The 18,466-nt window shown below is 34.2% G+C and carries 21 protein-coding genes and 1 other RNA gene; 5 read left to right on the forward strand and 17 right to left on the reverse strand.

The genetic code is table 11. The features are described 5' to 3' along the window. The first annotated feature begins 299 nt into the window (after window positions 1-299). On the forward strand, window positions 300-1,943 hold the full coding sequence (locus A5821_RS04385; RefSeq protein WP_086313397.1) for a YfhO family protein: 1,644 nt from the start codon (window positions 300-302) through the stop codon (window positions 1,941-1,943). A gap of 487 nt (window positions 1,944-2,430) precedes the next feature. Beyond that, window positions 2,431-3,255, forward strand: coding sequence for a DUF4393 domain-containing protein (locus A5821_RS04390; RefSeq protein ID WP_086313398.1), 825 nt, complete (start codon window positions 2,431-2,433; stop codon window positions 3,253-3,255). Window positions 3,256-3,434: 179 nt separating this feature from the next. Here the strand turns inward: A5821_RS04390 and A5821_RS04395 are convergent, their stop codons facing one another. Further along, a complete protein-coding gene (locus tag A5821_RS04395; RefSeq protein WP_086313399.1) occupies window positions 3,435-4,013 on the reverse strand; it encodes a DapH/DapD/GlmU-related protein in 579 nt (192 codons plus the stop codon). A 124-nt stretch (window positions 4,014-4,137) separates the two neighbouring features. On the opposite strand from A5821_RS04395, the gene A5821_RS04400 reads away from it, so the two are divergent. Continuing rightward, window positions 4,138-5,004 carry a LysR family transcriptional regulator gene (locus tag A5821_RS04400; protein ID WP_086313400.1) on the forward strand — a complete coding sequence of 289 codons (867 nt, stop codon included), beginning with the start codon at window positions 4,138-4,140 and terminating at the stop codon, window positions 5,002-5,004. A gap of 384 nt (window positions 5,005-5,388) precedes the next feature. On the opposite strand, the gene A5821_RS04405 is transcribed toward A5821_RS04400, so the two are convergent. The 6 genes from A5821_RS04405 to A5821_RS04430 form a co-directional block, all read right to left on the reverse strand. Beyond that, a complete protein-coding gene (locus A5821_RS04405) occupies window positions 5,389-5,781 on the reverse strand; it encodes a hypothetical protein (protein ID WP_086313401.1) in 393 nt (130 codons plus the stop codon). Window positions 5,782-5,946: 165 nt separating this feature from the next. After that, complete coding sequence (locus A5821_RS04410) at window positions 5,947-6,324, reverse strand: hypothetical protein (protein ID WP_086313402.1); 378 nt, start codon at window positions 6,322-6,324, stop codon at window positions 5,947-5,949. A 2-nt stretch (window positions 6,325-6,326) separates the two neighbouring features. After that, complete coding sequence (locus A5821_RS04415; RefSeq protein WP_339098984.1) at window positions 6,327-7,295, reverse strand: hypothetical protein; 969 nt, start codon at window positions 7,293-7,295, stop codon at window positions 6,327-6,329. Further along, the gene (locus A5821_RS04420; RefSeq protein ID WP_086313404.1) at window positions 7,292-7,612 is read right to left on the reverse strand and encodes a hypothetical protein; all 321 of its coding nucleotides are present in this window, start codon (window positions 7,610-7,612) and stop codon (window positions 7,292-7,294) included. Before A5821_RS04420 ends, A5821_RS04415 begins: the two co-directional genes overlap by 4 nt. Beyond that, complete coding sequence (locus A5821_RS04425; protein WP_086313405.1) at window positions 7,602-7,988, reverse strand: hypothetical protein; 387 nt, start codon at window positions 7,986-7,988, stop codon at window positions 7,602-7,604. Before A5821_RS04425 ends, A5821_RS04420 begins: the two co-directional genes overlap by 11 nt. Beyond that, on the reverse strand, window positions 7,985-8,275 hold the full coding sequence (locus tag A5821_RS04430; protein ID WP_086313406.1) for a TIGR04197 family type VII secretion effector: 291 nt from the start codon (window positions 8,273-8,275) through the stop codon (window positions 7,985-7,987). Before A5821_RS04430 ends, A5821_RS04425 begins: the two co-directional genes overlap by 4 nt. A 148-nt stretch (window positions 8,276-8,423) precedes the next feature. Here A5821_RS04430 and A5821_RS17570 point away from each other — a divergent pair, with 148 nt between their 5' ends. Then, window positions 8,424-8,840, forward strand: a complete 417-nt coding sequence (locus A5821_RS17570) for an N-terminal phage integrase SAM-like domain-containing protein (protein ID WP_086313407.1) — start codon at window positions 8,424-8,426, stop codon at window positions 8,838-8,840. A 131-nt stretch (window positions 8,841-8,971) separates the two neighbouring features. After that, window positions 8,972-9,121: a tyrosine-type recombinase/integrase gene (locus A5821_RS04440; protein ID WP_422392086.1), complete on the forward strand. Its 150-nt coding sequence runs from the start codon at window positions 8,972-8,974 to the stop codon at window positions 9,119-9,121. 91 nt (window positions 9,122-9,212) lie between these two features. On the opposite strand, the gene ssrA is transcribed toward A5821_RS04440, so the two are convergent. From ssrA to cutC, 10 genes are all read right to left on the reverse strand, one after another. Further along, window positions 9,213-9,580, reverse strand: a transfer-messenger RNA (tmRNA) gene (gene ssrA, locus A5821_RS04445). 137 nt (window positions 9,581-9,717) lie between these two features. Then, window positions 9,718-10,041, reverse strand: a complete 324-nt coding sequence (locus A5821_RS04450; RefSeq protein ID WP_086314308.1) for a DMT family transporter — start codon at window positions 10,039-10,041, stop codon at window positions 9,718-9,720. Between the two features lie 179 nt (window positions 10,042-10,220). Then, window positions 10,221-10,652, reverse strand: a complete 432-nt coding sequence (locus A5821_RS04455; protein ID WP_170922955.1) for a VOC family protein — start codon at window positions 10,650-10,652, stop codon at window positions 10,221-10,223. Between the two features lie 69 nt (window positions 10,653-10,721). After that, window positions 10,722-11,198 (reverse strand): GAF domain-containing protein, encoded by a 477-nt coding sequence (locus A5821_RS04460; protein WP_086313409.1) that lies wholly within the window; start codon window positions 11,196-11,198, stop codon window positions 10,722-10,724. 132 nt (window positions 11,199-11,330) lie between these two features. Beyond that, complete coding sequence (locus A5821_RS04465) at window positions 11,331-12,065, reverse strand: DNA-binding response regulator (protein ID WP_086313410.1); 735 nt, start codon at window positions 12,063-12,065, stop codon at window positions 11,331-11,333. A gap of 16 nt (window positions 12,066-12,081) precedes the next feature. Beyond that, the gene (locus A5821_RS04470) at window positions 12,082-13,239 is read right to left on the reverse strand and encodes a histidine kinase (RefSeq protein ID WP_170922956.1); all 1,158 of its coding nucleotides are present in this window, start codon (window positions 13,237-13,239) and stop codon (window positions 12,082-12,084) included. 238 nt (window positions 13,240-13,477) lie between these two features. Next, entirely contained in the window at window positions 13,478-14,428 is a 951-nt protein-coding gene (gene cutD / locus A5821_RS04475; protein WP_086313412.1) for a choline TMA-lyase-activating enzyme, read from the reverse strand. A 19-nt stretch (window positions 14,429-14,447) separates the two neighbouring features. Continuing rightward, on the reverse strand, window positions 14,448-14,726 hold the full coding sequence (locus A5821_RS04480) for a hypothetical protein (RefSeq protein ID WP_086313413.1): 279 nt from the start codon (window positions 14,724-14,726) through the stop codon (window positions 14,448-14,450). Further along, on the reverse strand, window positions 14,726-15,742 hold the full coding sequence (locus A5821_RS04485; protein WP_086313414.1) for a DMT family transporter: 1,017 nt from the start codon (window positions 15,740-15,742) through the stop codon (window positions 14,726-14,728). The genes A5821_RS04480 and A5821_RS04485 overlap by 1 nt, the downstream gene beginning before the upstream one ends. 141 nt (window positions 15,743-15,883) lie before the next feature. Continuing rightward, window positions 15,884-18,424 carry a choline trimethylamine-lyase gene (gene cutC, locus A5821_RS04490; RefSeq protein ID WP_086313415.1) on the reverse strand — a complete coding sequence of 847 codons (2,541 nt, stop codon included), beginning with the start codon at window positions 18,422-18,424 and terminating at the stop codon, window positions 15,884-15,886. Window positions 18,425-18,466 lie beyond the last annotated feature (42 nt).

Raw genomic sequence — 18,466 nt, forward strand, 5'->3', positions numbered from 1 at the left:
GAGTAAAATGAAAATACTGTTAGGGTACATTTATAATACTACATCATGTTACAAATTTCAACCCTAAAGTACTTGAAAATCTTTTATTTGACTATTTATTGAAGATTTTATTAAAAAAAACCAGACTTATTGTCTGATAAGTTCACTAATCTATTGATTAAGTGAGCTTTTTATCTATTCTAAAGTCCCCTTTGATCAAAAATAATTTTTCAATGAACAACTTATCTTTAGACAAATATGCCATATCTCTCTATAAATTCTGTTAAAATAAAGAAAAAATATAAAGTAGGCGAATTTACTTGAACACACAATATAGAAAAACAAAAATCACTCTTTTAATCGCATTATTATGGATTAGCATTATCTCTATTTTTCCTTATTTTTTTAATAACTTTATTTTTAGTCAAGATGATCTTTTATTTCATCGAACAAGATTGGAAAACTATTCTCAAGCAGTGAAACACTTAGATTTTTTCCCACGAGTTTTTCCTACGATGGGATTAAACTTTGGTTATGGAGCAGATCTATTTTATCCCTCCATTCTATTGTTACCTTTCGCTATTTTTAGGATTATAGGGATTTCTTTTGTCCCCTCCTATTATTTGTATCAGTTACTACTTAGCTTTTTAACTGCTTCTACGTCCTATTATTTTCTATATTCTGTAAAAAAATCACAGAAATTGGCATTATTATTTTCTTGTTTTTATACTCTTTCCACCTATCGCTTGATAGATCAGTCTGTTCGCGCTGCACTTGGCGAAACATTAGCATTTATTTTCTTACCTTTATTTATACTTGGTATTTATTCCATTTTTTATAGCAACAGGCACCGCTGGCAACTGTTAGGAATCGGAATGAGTTTATTGATTGCTAGTCACTTGATTACGGCCTTCTACTCGTTTATTTTTCTTCTTCTCTTCATAGTAATCAACTGGAAAAAATGTAAACAAGCTCAGATAAAAAGTTTGGTTCAAGCCGGGCTATTATCCCTTGGATTATCTGCTTGGTTCGTATTTCCTTATCTGGAACAAATAAGATATTTGACATTTAATTTTGCCAATACAACATTATGGGCTAGTGGATTAAATTTTAACTTAAGCAACTTATTTATGAATAGCCTTGCAAATATGAGCGCACCATTCACTGAACTAGCTCCTAATATTGGTCTTTTACTTTTAGTTGCTATCGTAACCGCCATTTTTAGTTATCGAAAATTGACGCTTGTCAATAAACGTCTTACACTTGCCACTATTTTTTTTAGTTTAGTGTCTACAACTATTTTTCCATGGGGATTTTTTAAAGTTTCAATTTTAGCGACCATTCAATTTCCTTGGAGATTATTGTTATTTACTTCTTTTTCTGCTAGTTTGCTTGCGGTTTGTTTGATTGAACAATTTCTTATCTTATCAAGAAAAGATGTGCTTATATTAATGGCGTTAGCTAGTTTTTTAACCATGGGTTTTAATATCAATAATTTGACGCAAAGCAATATTCAAAACAACATAACTGTAACAGATGAAAATTTTACTGATTTTTACGAATCGGAAATCGGCCACGGTAAGGAATATTTAGTAAAAGATACCGATTTCAAAAAGTATTTTGCTTCTCCCGGATTATTTATTGATGGTGTTCCCTCTCTTGATTCATCTCACCACGAAAGAAATGAATACAATGTTGATTATTATTCTGCGCAAATCAACGGTGCTCAGGAAGTTCAGCTGCCTAAATTTTATTACAAAGGCTACGAGGTTCAAGTGAATCAAAAAGTAATTCCTACTTATAATAAAGAGGGATTAGTCACAGTTAAACTTGGACAAGGTGTTCACAATATTCGCATTTCTTATAGAAAAACGACTATTCAAAAAATTTCGGTTATTTTTTCAGTTTTAGTGGTTGGGCTATTAATCTTCTACAACTTCCTAAAAAAGAAAGTAAGTAAATAATAATCACTTTTCTAAAAAATAGGTAGAGAATGGGTCTGGAGCGTTTATCCAGATTCCACGCTCTGCCTATTTTTTACTCAGATCGAACAACTTCCATTCTTTTAAAATTCCTCTGATGTCTGCCTCTCTCTGTGATACAATTGATTTATTCATAAAAAATTTGATTTCAGTAATGAAATCCTTGACTTCTGTATATAGTCATTAAAAAGGAGGAAATGTTAATGCTTTATCCATTAATTTCTATTTTGATTGGCATCATTTTTCTATTTATTTACAAAAAGAAGGGAGAACAACTCTATAAATATATTAGTATAAGTTTTTTTATAGGTGCTGTGATTCTATCTATTTATTTTTACTGGATTTTTTCCATCATTTTCCATTAAGTCCGAGCCAATGTTTTAAATTCAAATTTGTTTTTTAAGCGGTCTAAGTTTCATAGATAAATCATCCCCTATTTGTTATAATAAACGCAAAAGGAGATGTAATTATGACTAAAGATAAAAAATCATTTGTAAATATTGAGGCGATTCCGAAAGAACTGCTTACCAACCTTTTAGGACCTGCTACTGTTGGAATTGGACAAGGTCTAGGTGGTGTTGTAAATTTTATCATGAATCCCTTAAGAAAATTAAATGTAATTACAGAAAAAAATTATAAAGATTTTGTTGAGAAAATTAATGTTGAAACTAACAAAATTCCCGAGAATAACAGAGATTCTTCTAAACTAGGTATTGCATTAAAAATAATGGAAGATGCTCGGTATCAATTGGATGAAGAGGATATGAGAGAGTATTTTTCAAGATTAGTTGCTGGTACGATCGATAACCGTAAAAATTCAAAAATATCCCCTCGGTTTTCAAGTATTTTGTCTGAACTTACGACAACAGATGCAAATTTACTAAAACTAATTCATAACAATAACTCCGTAAGGCGAGCTGCTTTAGCGAGAGTTAGGATCTTCAATAAGGAAACAAAAATATGGCGAGATATCGAAAGCAAGATAATCTTAACTCCTGACAAAATTACTTATCAGCCGACTTCTTTTGAGACATTAGTTTCATTTGGTTTAATCGATTATAATGAAACTGAAGCTGCATCTAGCAAAATATTTCGCGATGTCTATGACTCCTTTAAAGAATCTGAATATTATAGCAATCTAAAAGAAAGAGCCGTTGAGATCACGAAGAAGTCAACGGCATATCCTCCCTCTAAAACCTCTATTCAATATGCTAAAGGTAGTGTAATATTAACACAAAGCGGCAAGGATTTTTGCTCCCTAATTTTTCCTAGTGAGCTTAAAAAAACAGCTTAGCTCTTTCTCTATTTTGAAATGTAATAACAGATTTAATTGCATAACTTGTTAATACCACAAATAATATTGATAAAAAAAATTAACTCCTGCCCCATTAAGGTTGAGTGGGGCAGGAGTTGAACATAACTTTGAATTGATTCGATGTCATGTTCATAGCAGTTCCTTCAAACTAAATCTTCTTATACGTTAACATCCTCCTCAATCTTCCGGACCACTTTAGCTGGACTTCCTACTACAATTACATTATCAGGAACATCCTTTGTTACGGTTGAATCAGCAGCAACAATGGAATTTTCCCCAATTGTAATTCCAGGTAAGACTGTTACATTTGCCCCAAGCCATGCATTCTTCTTAATACAAATCGGTTCTACTTTGATTCCTCGCCTGTTTTTGGGAGAAATTAAATGATTTACTGTGACTAATCTAGTCCCTGGACCAATCAATACTTGATCTTCAATTGTAATTCCTCCTAAATCTACAAATGTCACATTTTGATTAATAAAAATATTTTTTCCAAACGTAATATGTTTACCAAAATCACTGTAAAAAGGCTGGGAAACCGTTACTGACGAATCAATTGTTTGTCCAGTAATTTTCTCTAGATACCGTATAACTTCTTCATTAGGACAATATTGTGCATTCAACATCATGATCAATCGTTCATTATCCTTTTTTATCAAATGGATTTCTTTAAATAAAGGCGAATCTTTTAAAATCTCTTTCCTACTAATCTTCTTCAGCAAATCACTAGTTGCCATTCCTTTTACCTCCTACGAATTTTTCATTTTCGACTATCCAAAGTATACCTGAATCCGTTATACTTAACTAATACCAATAAAGAATACGCAACTATTCGTTTTAACTATAGGAAGGAAGAATAAAATGGAACTTCGTGTATTAACTTACTTTCTCACGGTTGCAAGAGAAAAAACAATTAGCAAAGCTGCTGAGTCCTTAAATCTCTCTCAACCAACCCTTTCAAAACAATTAAAAGAGTTAGAAGAAGAGCTAGGCGTTACACTATTTATTCGCGGAAATCGATTTATCACATTAACAGAAGATGGCCTTTATTTGATGAAAAGAGGTCAAGAAATTCTTTCTTTAGTTGAATCAACAACAACAAACCTCAACAAAAGTGAAATAATTAGTGGCCAACTAACAATTGGCGGTGGAGAAACGCAGGCTTTTGAATTTCTTGGAGGTATTTTACATGAGCTAAGAGATAACTATCCAGAGATCAATATACACCTTTATAGTGGGAATGCCGATGATGTATTGGAAAAAATTGATAAAGGACTTATAGATTTTGGGCTAGTGATTGACCCTGTTGAAAAACAAAAATACGAATATATCCGCCTACCTTTAGTTGATCATTGGGGAATTTTAGTCAATACATCACATCGTCTTGCCAATAAAAAAACAATTCAACCAAAAGACCTTCAACAAACACCATTACTTATTTCAAATCAATCATTGGTTGATAATCAACTTTCTGAATGGCTTGGAGGAAACCTCGAACATTTTAACGTTATCGGTACGTATAACCTACTCTATAATGCCTCATTATTGGTAAAAGAAGGTGTTGCAAGTGTCCTTTGTATTGATAATATTGTAAATACTGCAAATACAAATCTAACCTTTATTCCCTTTTCACCACCATTAACTGCAAACATCAACATTGTTTGGAAAAAAAATCTAACTCTTTCAAGTGTAGCAAAAGAATTTTTACGTCTACTGAAGTCGGTATAGTTCACTTTATTTGTTCTATTTCCAAATCCAGTCTTTTTAATTTTTGAATTAAAAAGACTGGATTTCAAAATGTATAATCACGATTTTGTAAAATTACTTAGGATACAAATTAAATGTGTAAAATCTATATTTTCATATTTTTAGATATAGAATGATTACGCTTGATTTTTGATAATAAAAAAGAACATCTATAAATACTGTTAAATCAGTATGTATGGATGTTCGTTCGTATGGAGACGATGGGATTTAAAGGTACGAGGTTCATCCACTATAAATCAGTACACTTTTGATACTATTAATTGAAACAGCCTCCATAGCATTTCAAACAATTGAATGTGAATCGTATTCAAACTCGTATTCACTAATTCTCATTAGCGTGGGGCGCTATACATAATTTGTGATTGTTGGGGGAAAAGTAGACAATATATCAATAAGATCATTTTCCGTGATAATTACATAATGATCTACATCAGCACAAAAACCAGCACTCTCTTTTTTTATCCACGCAACATATTCTGATTGTTCTACTTTATATAAAGGATTGCCAATGAAATTTTCCCTATACTTTTGAATGCTTTCAATTTCATTATATGTTTGTATCCGTCTTCCTTCATCAGTAATTCGTAAAGAATCAACAAAACCGAAAGTGATGTTCATATTATTTTTTTCTCCCATTAGCTTTATAACCGTTCCTTCAGAATTTTGTACTACTTCAGAAACTTCATAAGTATCTTTTGGTACATCAGTTTGATTATATTCACGCCACTTTTCTAACATATTCATACACCTTCATTCCCATTTTCATTAAGTATACTAACATTACACAAAATATGAATACTTAACATCATATATGTAAAAACCAGAAATCTTGTTAATTTAAGATTTCTGGTTTTTACTATTTAAATTCTGTACTATTTTTATTGGCAAAACTGTTGATAAAGGTTAATTAAGATCAATAATTTCTACTCGCTCAGCCAAAACCCATCCATTCATTCCATACGAAGAATATAAAACCTGATAGGTCAAATGATCTTTTCTTATTTCTTCTTCTAGTTCTTCCAATGAATCATACCGCATTGGCCATACATTTTTTTTCCCTTGAATCAATAATTCTTTATTTTCAATAAAAAATTTATCTAAAGCTCTTTCTTCCAGATCTAAAATAATACTGTAAGGCATTTCATCATAAAATTTGTAACATAAAAAGTTATGGAATATAATTTGTTTTTCTTTCTCATCATCAGAAATATTAATAGCTATATCCTTATTTTCAAAATTTACAAAATAGCTTTTTATTTCATAGTCATGTACCATATTCATTTTTACCATTCTCCTTTTTGTCTAGGTGGTCTTTTATTCCAATCCCACTGATGCCTATGGGGAAATTCATGTGTTCCGTCGTCAGGGTGATTGTAGTCTATATCTTCAATTGGCAGACTATCAGGTCCATAGTATCTCCTTTGCTTAACTGAAGCATCATCATTTAATAAGTCAGCAGATGAGTTTGGCTCACCTTCTTTATCCAGATTCCTTTTCTCTGAATCAAAGACTTTATGTTTCTTAGCAGGTTTACCTTCTTCACGACTCTTATCTAATTCCAAAGTCTCATCTACTGCATTGATAGTAGGTGCATTATTTATTTTATCCACAATAGATTGTCCAACTTTTACTGCTCCAGTCCCTTTTTTAATAGCATCCGCTATTTTTCTAGCATTTCCTAGATTTCCTAAGATACCGCCAAATCCAGGAGCAAGCGGCATTTCATTTTTCATCACTTTTAATTCTTCAACTTTGTACTGATCTTTATTTAAATAATCTTTACACGTTTCTAATTGTTCATAGAGTTCTGGGTATTTATCTGGAGAAACAATTTTGCCATCTTTCATTATATACCAATGACCTAATTCAGTTTTGATTATTTCATACCCATCCAGCTTACCAATTGCTTGTTTTACTTGTGCATCTTTCACTTGTTGCTTCATTTTCTCACGCTGCTTCCAACGTGTATGGATTGGTTTTGCCCACGTCATGTCTAAACGTTTCAAATCAAAAGTCCCTGTTGCTGGATTCCATGCTTTAGAATTAGCCACTTGTGCCAATCCTGTATTAAACTCTTGTTGACTTGCTTCATATTCTGAAAAGAAACTTGCTGATTGACCATCGTATGCATGAAACTTTTCTAATTTTTCTCGACGTTTATCAATACTTTCACAGGCATTGATATATCTCCGTTCTAAGTCTGGTCGTGGTGTTTTAGCCGTACTCATTTGCTGATCTAAACGCTGCTTCAACTGCTCAAATTGATTTCTTCTAGAATCAAATCTTCATCCGTATCGATTCCACTAACAGTTCCTTGATATTCACTAAGAAACTTTTTATGGGCATTTTCCAACGCTTCACCTGTCATTATAGCAGATTGACATAAAGGTGTATAAGCGACCATGAAATAATTTTTAGCTGAATCATAGGCTTTACTAGAAAGTGGTGCGGATAAGAACAGTCGAATACTTGCTTGTAACGCTGTGATTGCCTGATTTGCTTGATTGGTCAATTGAGAAGCTTGTGAGGCTCGTGCCTGTGCTTCACTTACGTAAAATTTAAGCCCCATTTTCTTTTCCCTCTGTTGTCTTCCAAAAAGCTTGTTGCTCTGCCTTTAGATTTTCTTCTTGATCAAACAACGTCCGTTCATCTTTTTTTAGCAGAAGGAGTTGTTCATCAAATTCTCGTTGGGCTTTTTTAGCAAGATGAAGACCCTCATCTCCTCTTTCTTCGAAAAAGGCTCGTTCTTCTGCTTCGCAGTTTCCTAAGACAAAATCATACGCGGCCTGTTCTTGTTGCTGTAACTGGAAAAATTCTTCTTGTTGCTCTTCTATGTAGTGTTGCTCTTTTCTAATCGCTAATTGATCCTCTTGAAGTTGTTCCAAGCGAATCCTAAACTGATAATTTTTTTGTTCAATTTCTTGTTGTTTCTGGATTTCACTCATGAAAAACCTCCTGGAAGGTTAAATTTTGTTAATTGCGCAATATTCTGATCGATTCGTTCAAACTCTTTCGCAACGGAATGAATGTTATCACCAGCTGAAACAACACTGGTAGATAATGCTGCTAATCCCTGTTGATAGTTATTGAGCGATTGTACAGCTGGAGCATTTCCTGAAACATTGGTGCTAGAAGCCGATACAGAAACACTTATACTATTTAATGCGCTAGCAGACTGACTAAAAGAAGCCGAAATACCACCGGCAATACTTGAATTACTATTAACAGCCATTTTGTTCCTTCTTATTTATCTTATTGTCTAATTTAGTTTATCATATACTAGATAAATTATAAATATGATAAATGGATTAAAAAGGAACTATAAGTGAATACTTATATAAATAAAGAAATTATGACTAATCATGCACATAACATATTAAATGAGTGAAAACACAGTGAAAGAATGTACCTTCGTAAAGATAAAGCGAATCTTCAAAAATCACATTCTCCCATATTTTGGGCAGATGCGAATAGAAAACATTGAAATTAAGCATTGTCAGAATGCTATTAATTTATCGGCTAAGAGTTTTAAACGCTTTAAGATGATTATGAACTATGCTGGCATGATATTTGATTATGCAATCCGTACTGGGCTAATTGCGATGAATCCGACTAAGCTAGTTACAAGACCAAAAGTTAAAGATGAGGTTGAGGAAAAAGAACTGAACTTCTACACTAAAGAGGAATTAACACTATTCTTTAGCTATTTAGAAAAAGAGAAGGAACCGAAAATTTATTCATTATTCCGTGTGCTAGCTTTCACTGGCATTCGTAAAGTGGTGAACAATCTAAACTAATCATTCAAACACCAAAAACAGGCAATTCTACGCGTGTTGTAAGTATGGGTGATAAAATACAAGCATGCTGAAACAATGGCGTACAACGCAAAAAAATCACCACTCATGGCTTTCGACATACACATTGTAGTATTCTCTTTGAAGCTGGTACATCTATAAAAGAGGTTCAAGATTGTTTAGGGCACTCTGATATCCAAACTACCATGAACATATATGCTCATATTTCAAAAGAGAAGAAAGATCGGACAGCTAACTTGTTTGCTAACTATGTGGGTCAGTAAAACAAAACTACTTCAATGCAAAAAAATAGACAGCAGAAACGCTGTACAAATACCTGTACATCAACGTTTCTACTGTCTGTCTCCATAAAATAAATGGAGACGGCGGGAGTCGAACCCGCGTCCAAACACATTGCCACTTAAACTTCTACGTTCATAGTCATACTATTTTAAGGCTTCGCTGAAGTTCATGCCGCATAACAGGCCCAAACTCTCGCTAGTCTGATAATCTCTTCTAAATTTTACAGACGGAAAAATTTAGCGTATCCCACTTAATTTGAGACCCTTACCCGAGCACATGGGCGATGCCGGGAGGATCTTCACCCGCTGTTTTTACGCAGCTAGAGCGAAAGTATTGTTTTCGTTTTTAGCAGTTATATTTAACTGTAACGTTTTTACGTAGACGTAACCTACGAAACGCGATTCAAGCTCAACTATGCCTGTCGAATCCGTAACGTCCCCGTTAAGATTAAATAGCATAATATACGCTTTGATTAGTATAACATATTTATCTTGTTTTTTAAAGGATTAGATACCAATTATTCAGCTTTCTAATTACAACTGGATAACACTTATAACAAGTGTTCACAATCAAATAATTAGTGCCCTGTTCCAAATGTATTCACTAAGATCGTGCCAATCACAATAAAACCAATTCCAATTACTGTTGGTGTATTGATCTGCTCTTTCCAATAAACCACTGAAAAAATCGTGATCAAGATAATCCCTACTGCTCCCCAAAGTGCATATGCGACATTTAACGGCATGTACTTAATTGCTTTAGATAGGCTATAAAAACAAACAACATATGCAATCAAACATTCGACTGATGGCAATAATTTGCTAAATCCGTCTGTTGCTTTTAACAAATTGGTAGCGATGACCTCACTTATGATGGCAATAAAAAGATAGATGTATCCTATCACAAACTTCTCCTCCTCATATAATTCCTAAATCATTATATCAAAATTTCAACAAATTTAAACGTAGATTTTTCTTAATATACTCTCAGCGTTTTTTAGATACAAAAAATCATCAACAGATTTACTTATTTCTAATCCATTGATGATCTCCTATTCATTTTAGTTAGATGCGTTCAAAATTAAGGTTCAACGAAATAATTAAGCATCCAGTTGATGCCAAATTTATCAACAACCATGCCATATTTTTTAGACCAGAATGTTTCTCCTAGCGGCATCGTTACTTTACCACCTTCAGCTAAACGACTAAAAATCCGATCGATTTTGGCTTCGTCTTCTGTATTAATTACAAGAGAAACATTGTTTCCTTCAATTAAGGTCAAACCCATTCCATCAGGCACATCAGAAAACATAACAGGTACCCCTTCAATTGTCATAGTTGCATTGATAATCAAATATTTCCAAGCATCAGGCGTTGGATTTTCAGGGTCTTGAGGTGCATCTGCAAAAGTCATAACACCTTCACTTTTAACATCAAAGACTGATTCGTAAAAAGTAATTGCATCGGCCGCTTCATCCTTAAAATTTAAGTATACTTCTAACATGCTCATCATCCTCTCACTCTATTTTCGCTAATTATCTCATGCAAAAATAAATTAAGCGAAAGAGAAGCTCATATTTTACTAAAAGTCTGTCTCTTTTAAAAGTACCGATACCAATTGTTCTAAATACTGCTGATCCATTTCATCATAGCCATGCGTTACTGAGCTATCTAGATCTAAAACACCAAGTAATTTTCCATCCTTGACCATTGGTACAACTATCTCAGAGCGCGCAGCAGAATCGCAAGAGATGTAATTCTGATGATTTTTTACATCATCAACAATCAATGTTTCGCGCTTTTCAGCCGATTCCCCACAAACACCTTTTCCCATCTTGATTCGTGTACAAGAAACCTTACCTTGAAAAGGTCCCAAGACTAATTCTTCTCCATCAAATAAGTAATAGCCAGCAAACACTGTATTAGGTAATGCATCTGCCAATAATGCAGAAGAATTGGCAAGATTAGCAATTTTATCATGTTCGATTTCAATAATTGCAGCTTGTTGTTGTACTAATAATTTGTAAACAGCTGACTTTTCTTCTGGTGATTTCCACATTGTTCATTCCCTCTCTTCTCTATAAATAAAATCAGAAATAGTTCCATTGTTTTCTTATTATATCATAGAGTAGTCTTAACGAATTGAGTGCACATATTCATTATTATAAACGGATTGCCTCAAACCACTTGCCTATTTACCTACTTCTTGTTTGCGATATTCATGCGGTGTCATGTTCAAATACTTCGTAAAAACTCTAGTGAAATAGGAAGAATCCGCAAATCCTACTTCTGTTGCGATTCGATATAATGGTAAATCCGTTTCATGCAAAAGACGACATGATTCTTCTATTTTCAAAATATTGATATAATCATTCACACTAATACCTAACTCTTTGCGAAATAAACGTCCAAAATACTGAGGATTTAAATACACTTGATTAGCTATATCGTCAATAGTTATTTTCTGTTTAAAACTTTTCTTGATGTACTGGATCGCTTTATTGATTCCTTCGCTAAATTGTTTATTGTATTGGCTAGAGAGTGTATATTTCTTCTTACGGGTCATAAACTTATCCAAATGCTGCATCATTTGAGCTTTTGAATATGGTTTTAACAAATAACCGCGAACATTATAGGATAATCCTTGACTCAACATATCAAAATTAGAATAAATCGATGTCCAAATCGTATAAATCGTTGGCTTAATTTGTAATATTTCTTTTTGTAATTCTAGTCCATTCATACCTGCTACCTCAATATCCATCACCACTAATTCAGGCTGAAATACTCTAGCTTTATTTAGTGCCTCTGTTCCGTTTTGAACCTCAACTATATTTATATTTTCTCGCTGATAATTCTCTTTGATAATGTCTTTTATAAATTGACGTTCTAATTCATCCTCTTCTACAATCATTATATTTTTCATCTACTTCATCCTCTAGTCATACTATTAATCCTTTTGAAGCTGGAAGCATTATCTCAACAACTAACTTATTTACCGATTCTACCATTCGAACATGTGCCTGATCACCTAATAATTCAACCAATCTCGTGTTACTTTTAGCAACGGCAGATAGAAACTCTTCTTCTACAGCTAATTCTCTCTTTCTATCTAAGTGAATCTTCTCTTGAATGGTAATAATGATATTTCCACTCACTTTTTCTACTGTAAATAATAGAGAAAAATCATTTCCATACTTAGGCAGTCTGATTTCTAGTAAATTTTCCACAATTGGAATCAAGGTCATTACAGGTATACGATATTCAGTCAAATCTTGGGGAAGATCAACTTGATACGTTAATCGCTTCAGCGATCTAGTCGTACTAAGTTCTAAGTAATTGCTTAAATAGCTAAATGCTTCTTCTAAAGAAATGCAATGATTTTGTGATTGGTAATTGTAGCGGATAACATTGGATAACTTATAGACAGCTTCTTCTAAATCAGGGTTCTCATTAAAATGGGCCAGTCTTGCTAAAGTCGTCAGTGAATTAAACACAAAATAAGGTGTCAACCCTTTACTGTTGTCCTGATTTTCTATATGTTTAATTTTTTGAGAGAGGATCTTTAAGTTATTTTCAGTCTTCTGCTTTTCTTTTTCCAATTTTTCCATCGTTAAAGTTTGCGATAAAAACGCTGCAAAGACGGAAGCGAAGTTTTCAACCTTTTCTAGTTCATTCTCTTCAAAAAGGTTTAAGATATTCATTTTTTCATTTGCACCAGCTTCATCAATATCAGATACGATCAATAAGTTGATATCCGTTTCATCTTTAAAAAAAGGGCCGAAAATCAACAAGCCTCGTTCTTTTCCGCAATATTGAAACGGATAGATAAATTTACTTAATCCATAACTGCAGCGATGGCAGTAAGAAGCGATCTTCTTCTTTCTAAAAATGCCGCCACTTGATGGACAAGAAGAACAATCCGTTGCACGTTTACAGAAGCTTTGGTTTGCTTCATCAATCGTTGAGCTCACTTTGTTTAAAATCTGAAAATACGGACGTACCTTGAACGGAAATCTTTTCAGTAGTTCTTGAGATTGCTCGATTGTTTGTTGGGAAAGCTCTGAACTGGTGTAGATAGTTAGATAAACATTTTCCACACTAATTGCTCCTTTTAACACAATTTTGCTGTACATACAGTATAACATAAATAACATTTTATACAATTTCAGCTTTTGGAATTCCCATCACTAATGATTCAAATTTGGAAGAAGTAAACGAATATGATCAACAATTGCATTTATCGCAGCAATCTTATAACTTACACAGTTCTTTCCTATCTATTACAACTAGATGATTTAACTTTATAATAGTTAAATTAAAGGTCTTTTTATTTGTTTAATGTTTCACTACTCTGACTGGTAATTCAAATTGAGACAGATAATCTCTGATTTTTTCAAGTTCATCATCAGTATAAGACATATCGATATCTTTTAATGGATATGTTTGATCTAATTGTTCATATTTAGCTACCCCTAATTTATGATAAGGTAAAATATCGATACTTTTCAACTGTCCGTTTGTTTGAATTTCTTTAATGTACAAAATAGTTGCTTTCAGCGTTTCTAAAGAGTCATTTAATCCTTTGATTAACGGCATTCTAACTGAAATAGTTGCTCCTGCTTGAAATAGTTGTTCCAAATTTGCCATAATGCGGTCATTTCGTGCGCCGACTAATTCACGATGTTTTTCAGGATCAAAATGCTTCACATCAAACAAAAATAAATCCGTCACATCAACAAATTTTTTCATCATTTCCCATTTTGTGTACCCGCAAGTTTCAATCGCCGTGTGAATGCCATTTTCTTTACATTCAGCTAAAAGTTCAACAGCGAAATCTCCTTGATAAGTCACTTCACCCCCACCAAGTGTGACCCCTCCATTTGAGCTCATATAAAATAACATATCTTGCAAAATTACTTCCATCACTTCTGGAACAGTCATATCTTGCCCCATTACAGTCAAAGCATTTTTAGGACATTTTTCTTCGCAAATTCGACAACCGCTACAAGAAATTTTTCGATCGATATAGTGTTCTTGCTTGTCATCCATCGTTGTACGCATTTTGTGAATGTTTTTAGGACAGACTTCCGTACAAATTCCGCAATCGTCACATAAATTTTGTTGTTTCATCACTTGAAATCCAGACTCTACACTCTCAGGATTTGAACACCATTTACACCGTAACGGACAGCCTTTAAAGAAGACTAACGTACGAATCCCATCTCCATCATAAATAGAATATTTCTGAATATTAAAGATCCGGGCCGTTTTTTTTGCTGGTATCATCTTCTCTCACTACTTTCCATTATTTTTTCGGTAAATATTTTCTCAGCATCTCTTTTCCAGCATCATTTATTTGATAAGTCGTTAACAATTGGTTTTTCTCATTGATATAGGCATCTGCTTCTTCTAACAAGCCGTTTTCTTTTAACGCGAGTACATGATCTAAAAATGCCGCTTCATTAAATTGCTTCTCCGTACCATATTCAGGATGCAAACAAGTCATCAACTCTTGAAAATGCATTTTTTTATCTTTTAGTTCTTTTAACACACGAAAACGTAGCGGTAATAAGGTTTCTGCCATTATGCTACCTCCTTTTTAAAGAATGAAAGTGGATTAACTGATACCATGATGGCACCAAAGGTAATCAATAATGCACCTACAATAACCATTGGCGTAATAGTCGAAAAATCTTGGGAAACAACAGCTGAAAAAATAATTCCCCACATCACATACGTACTATTTAAAGCCATCCCTTTTGCCACACCACACATGCTGTTGGCGTTATACCACTGTAAAAAAGAGACCGCAGCAACTAACGCTGCTAACGCTAAAATGACTAAAGTTTTTGGCGATTGGAACACTTGTTGAAAAACACCCAATCCATTGACTAAAGGCATCACAATCAAGAAAAATGTCAATCCAGATGTAATATCGCGAATCGTAATCGTTACTTTAGGATCAAGTACAGAACCACCAAAAGCTGAAAGAACTCCTTCAAGACCCCATCCTAAGGCTGCAACCGCCGCACAAATAATCCCTAAATAAAAATTCTCTACATTCCCCGCTGGCGGCGTGTATGAAATTACAACGGCACCAACAACACAAATTGCCATACCAGCCCACACACGCTGGGTTATTTTTTCCTTTAAGAAAACTGCAGAAAGTAAAGCGCCAACCACTGGACACAATGCTGAAATTGGTACAGCATAAGTTGGTCCAGCAAAAGCAATCCCTAATAGATAGGCTCCTTGAGCCACTGGACCGCCCATTAAAGCTGCTAAACATGTCATTTTCCCTGGAAATAGTTTTAAGCTTCTAAAAATCTCTTTTAACCTGCCTTGATGAGTATTATAAATAATCAACCAAATCGCAGCTAAAAAATCATTAAAACCTGCAAAAACTAACGGTAAAGCATAGGCATTAGGTTCGTCTGAAAAGAGAAATAACGAAATCGCTAAAGCTAGTAATGCGCTATTCAATCCAAAAAGTAACCCAGAAGACAAACCATTTAAAAGACCTTTACGCTCAAAACTACTTGCTTGTTTTATTTTTGCTTGTTCTATATTAGAATTGCTTAAGTCATTTACATTATTCATTCTTTTTCCTCCATCTGTAAAATGAATTTAAGATAAAAGTTGTTTAATCATCCCAGTGTTTGGAATGGACTAAACAACTTTTTCTCACCATTCTTGACCGTTTTAACTACTGAGAAAGAATAAGTGTCCTTTCAATATAAATTAGAAATGCTCAATCATTGTCCGACTGATGATTTCATCTTGTACTTCTTTACACAATTCAACAAAGTAAGCACTATATCCCGCTACACGAATAATCAAATCACGGTGTTTTTCAGGCTGCTTTTGCGCTTTCAACAACAAATCATTATCGATATAACTAAATTGCATCTGACCATTGCCTAATATCGATGCTGTACGTAAAAGGTTAATCAAACCGTTTTCCCCTTCGGATGTCTCTAAAATCCCTTTAAGTAGTTTGAAATTATGCACCATACCGATCGTCATACTCTCAACTCCTAACTTGCTGACAGACTTGATGATTGCTGTTGGACCAAATTTATCCGCTCCTTGACTCGGAGAGATTCCATCAGAAAGCGGCACCCAAGCGTTACGACCATTTGGTGTTGCTGCAGTCATTTCTCCAAATGGCGTATTATTGGAAATTGACAATGTTCCATGGCTCATTTTCGAATACAGCATGTCATACTGCTGATGTTCTCTCTCTGTCCAGTTAATTATTTCTGCTGCAATCGAGTCAGCATAATCATCATCATTCCCGTATTTAGGAGCACTTAAACAATCACGTTTGATTTGGTCATATCCAACAAAATCTGCATCTAAAGCTTCTTTGAGTTGCTTTAATGTATACTTTTGTTCTTCGAAAACTAATTTTTTGATTACAACCATTGAGTCAACGTACGTACCTAAACCAGACCAAACTAATCCTGGCCCATTATTAACAACTGCTCCACCATGCGTGACATCTTTTCCTGTCTCCATACACCCTTCTACCATCAATGACATCAATGGTTTAGGTGCAACATCTGCATGGACACGCTGGCTAATTACAGTGCCGACTGCTGATAAATTAACAATCCTTCTCAACTGCTCTTTAACCGCTTCATCGAATTGTTCAAATGTTTTAAATTGATCTAAATCACCTGTATCGATTCCTTGTTTTGTACCATGCCATTTCATAACACCGCGATTTAATACGAACTCAATTGCAATTGGCCATTGTGTATATCCTGTTGAAGTCCATTGGTAAATTCTGCCGGATTTTTGTGGCTCTACACATCCCATCAAACAATAATCGCGTGCATCTTCGATCCCAAAACCTTTAGCTAGCATCATTTTGATATGAGAATCATCGAAATGACAAGCTGGAAAGCCCATTCCTGCTTTTACAACTTCAACAATTTTTTTCAAATATTTTTGCGGTGATTGGTTATGGATACGACACGCTAATGAAGGCTGATAAACTTTTGTCATCCGAATAGCTTCCATAATCGCATAGGTCAATTCATTCGTAGCATCTCCACCTGTGCGTTTTACTCCGCCAACCGTACAATTAATGAAGGGTTGATAGCCAGCGAAAAATTTAGCTCCGCCTTCACTAGACAGCCACATATATTCAGAACATTTGATAAAGAAACAGCCCAGTAACTCAATTGCTTCATGTTCAGTCATTCGTCCAGCTTCAAGATCAGCTTTATACATTGGGTAGATATATTGATCTAGACGTCCTAATGAAATCCCCGTTTGATTTTCTTCTATTACAAACAATGATTCCATTGTCCAGATTGATTGCAACGCCTCTTTAAATGTTTTTGGCGGATTTGCTGGAACGGCTAACAGAATTTCTGCTGTTTCTAAAAGTTCTGCTTTTCGAACTGGATCATTTTCTACAGCCGCTAGTTCTTTGGCATGGTCAGATAAACGTTTAGAATAATTTAAAATACCTTCACAAGTTTCAATTTCAGCTTTATAAAAATAAATTTTTTCGATATCTTCTGGATTGCTCATCAACAATTCAGAAAGTTTCGTTTCCGCTTCCTCTTTTATTTTGTTAATTCCCTTTTTAATCAACAAAATATCATATCCTGGGCATGTATCGCCGCCGCCATTGATTTGGTGATAGGATAGGTCACTAACAAATGCTTCTCCAGAAAATTCCCAAAGACCTGCCTCTTCATATTGTGACTGACAGACTTCATCTAATGAACGAGTTTCCCAAAATGGGAAGATGTCTTCTCGAAGCGTTCTTTTCGTTTCTTCACTAATTTCAAATGGATCTTGCGGTCTTGAATCGATCGTATCGAGTTCATCTAATACCCAACGCCATGCGATATCTGGAGCAACAGCTCCAGCCCGAGGACGTCCACAAGCATGACCTACGATCAATTCGTTATCTTGAATCAACAACGGTGCTGTTTCACATGCATGTTTAAACGCTTTTGCTCGTAAGATAATTTTTGGCATACCCCAATGTTTTTTTGCAATTTCAGTCACTGCTTTTGCTCTATGAGCCGTTACAGAAGGACGAATTGTTAAATAATGGTCCTTTAATTTTTTTAATCGAGGACTAAATCGACTTAATTCATCTCCTGGAAAAGTAGAAATATTCGATACCACCACTGGATCATCTTCTTTTAATTCTTGAATAACACCTGAAAATACTTTGACTAGCTCTTGTGATTCCGTACCAGATAGATTTTTTGTTGCATCGATTAATTGTTTTTCTAAAAGTTCATTGTTCATTTGTTTTTCCTCCCTTTTGGCTTTAACTATGTCGCATCAAAT

Source organism: Enterococcus sp. 7F3_DIV0205 (assembly GCF_002141365.2).
GTDB classification, from domain to species: Bacteria; Bacillota; Bacilli; order Lactobacillales; family Enterococcaceae; genus Enterococcus_L; species Enterococcus_L palustris.

Excerpts from the sequence above, each read along its gene's own strand:
- A5821_RS04390 (WP_086313398.1), top strand. The coding sequence starts at position 2,431 with ATGACTAAAGATAAAAAATCATTTGTAAATATTGAGGCGATTCCGAAA.
- A5821_RS04425 (WP_086313405.1), bottom strand. The coding sequence starts at position 7,988 with ATGAGTGAAATCCAGAAACAACAAGAAATTGAACAAAAAAATTATCAG.
- A5821_RS04410 (WP_086313402.1), bottom strand. The coding sequence starts at position 6,324 with ATGAATATGGTACATGACTATGAAATAAAAAGCTATTTTGTAAATTTT.
- A5821_RS04480 (WP_086313413.1), bottom strand. The coding sequence starts at position 14,726 with ATGGCAGAAACCTTATTACCGCTACGTTTTCGTGTGTTAAAAGAACTA.
- cutD (WP_086313412.1), bottom strand. The coding sequence starts at position 14,428 with ATGATACCAGCAAAAAAAACGGCCCGGATCTTTAATATTCAGAAATAT.
- A5821_RS17570 (WP_086313407.1), top strand. The coding sequence starts at position 8,424 with ATGAGTGAAAACACAGTGAAAGAATGTACCTTCGTAAAGATAAAGCGA.
- A5821_RS04420 (WP_086313404.1), bottom strand. The coding sequence starts at position 7,612 with ATGGGGCTTAAATTTTACGTAAGTGAAGCACAGGCACGAGCCTCACAA.
- A5821_RS04430 (WP_086313406.1), bottom strand. The coding sequence starts at position 8,275 with ATGGCTGTTAATAGTAATTCAAGTATTGCCGGTGGTATTTCGGCTTCT.
- A5821_RS04400 (WP_086313400.1), top strand. The coding sequence starts at position 4,138 with ATGGAACTTCGTGTATTAACTTACTTTCTCACGGTTGCAAGAGAAAAA.
- cutC (WP_086313415.1), bottom strand. The coding sequence starts at position 18,424 with ATGAACAATGAACTTTTAGAAAAACAATTAATCGATGCAACAAAAAAT.
- A5821_RS04455 (WP_170922955.1), bottom strand. The coding sequence starts at position 10,652 with ATGATGAGCATGTTAGAAGTATACTTAAATTTTAAGGATGAAGCGGCC.
- A5821_RS04405 (WP_086313401.1), bottom strand. The coding sequence starts at position 5,781 with ATGTTAGAAAAGTGGCGTGAATATAATCAAACTGATGTACCAAAAGAT.
- A5821_RS04460 (WP_086313409.1), bottom strand. The coding sequence starts at position 11,198 with ATGTGGAAATCACCAGAAGAAAAGTCAGCTGTTTACAAATTATTAGTA.
- A5821_RS04485 (WP_086313414.1), bottom strand. The coding sequence starts at position 15,742 with ATGAATAATGTAAATGACTTAAGCAATTCTAATATAGAACAAGCAAAA.
- A5821_RS04465 (WP_086313410.1), bottom strand. The coding sequence starts at position 12,065 with ATGAAAAATATAATGATTGTAGAAGAGGATGAATTAGAACGTCAATTT.
- A5821_RS04395 (WP_086313399.1), bottom strand. The coding sequence starts at position 4,013 with ATGGCAACTAGTGATTTGCTGAAGAAGATTAGTAGGAAAGAGATTTTA.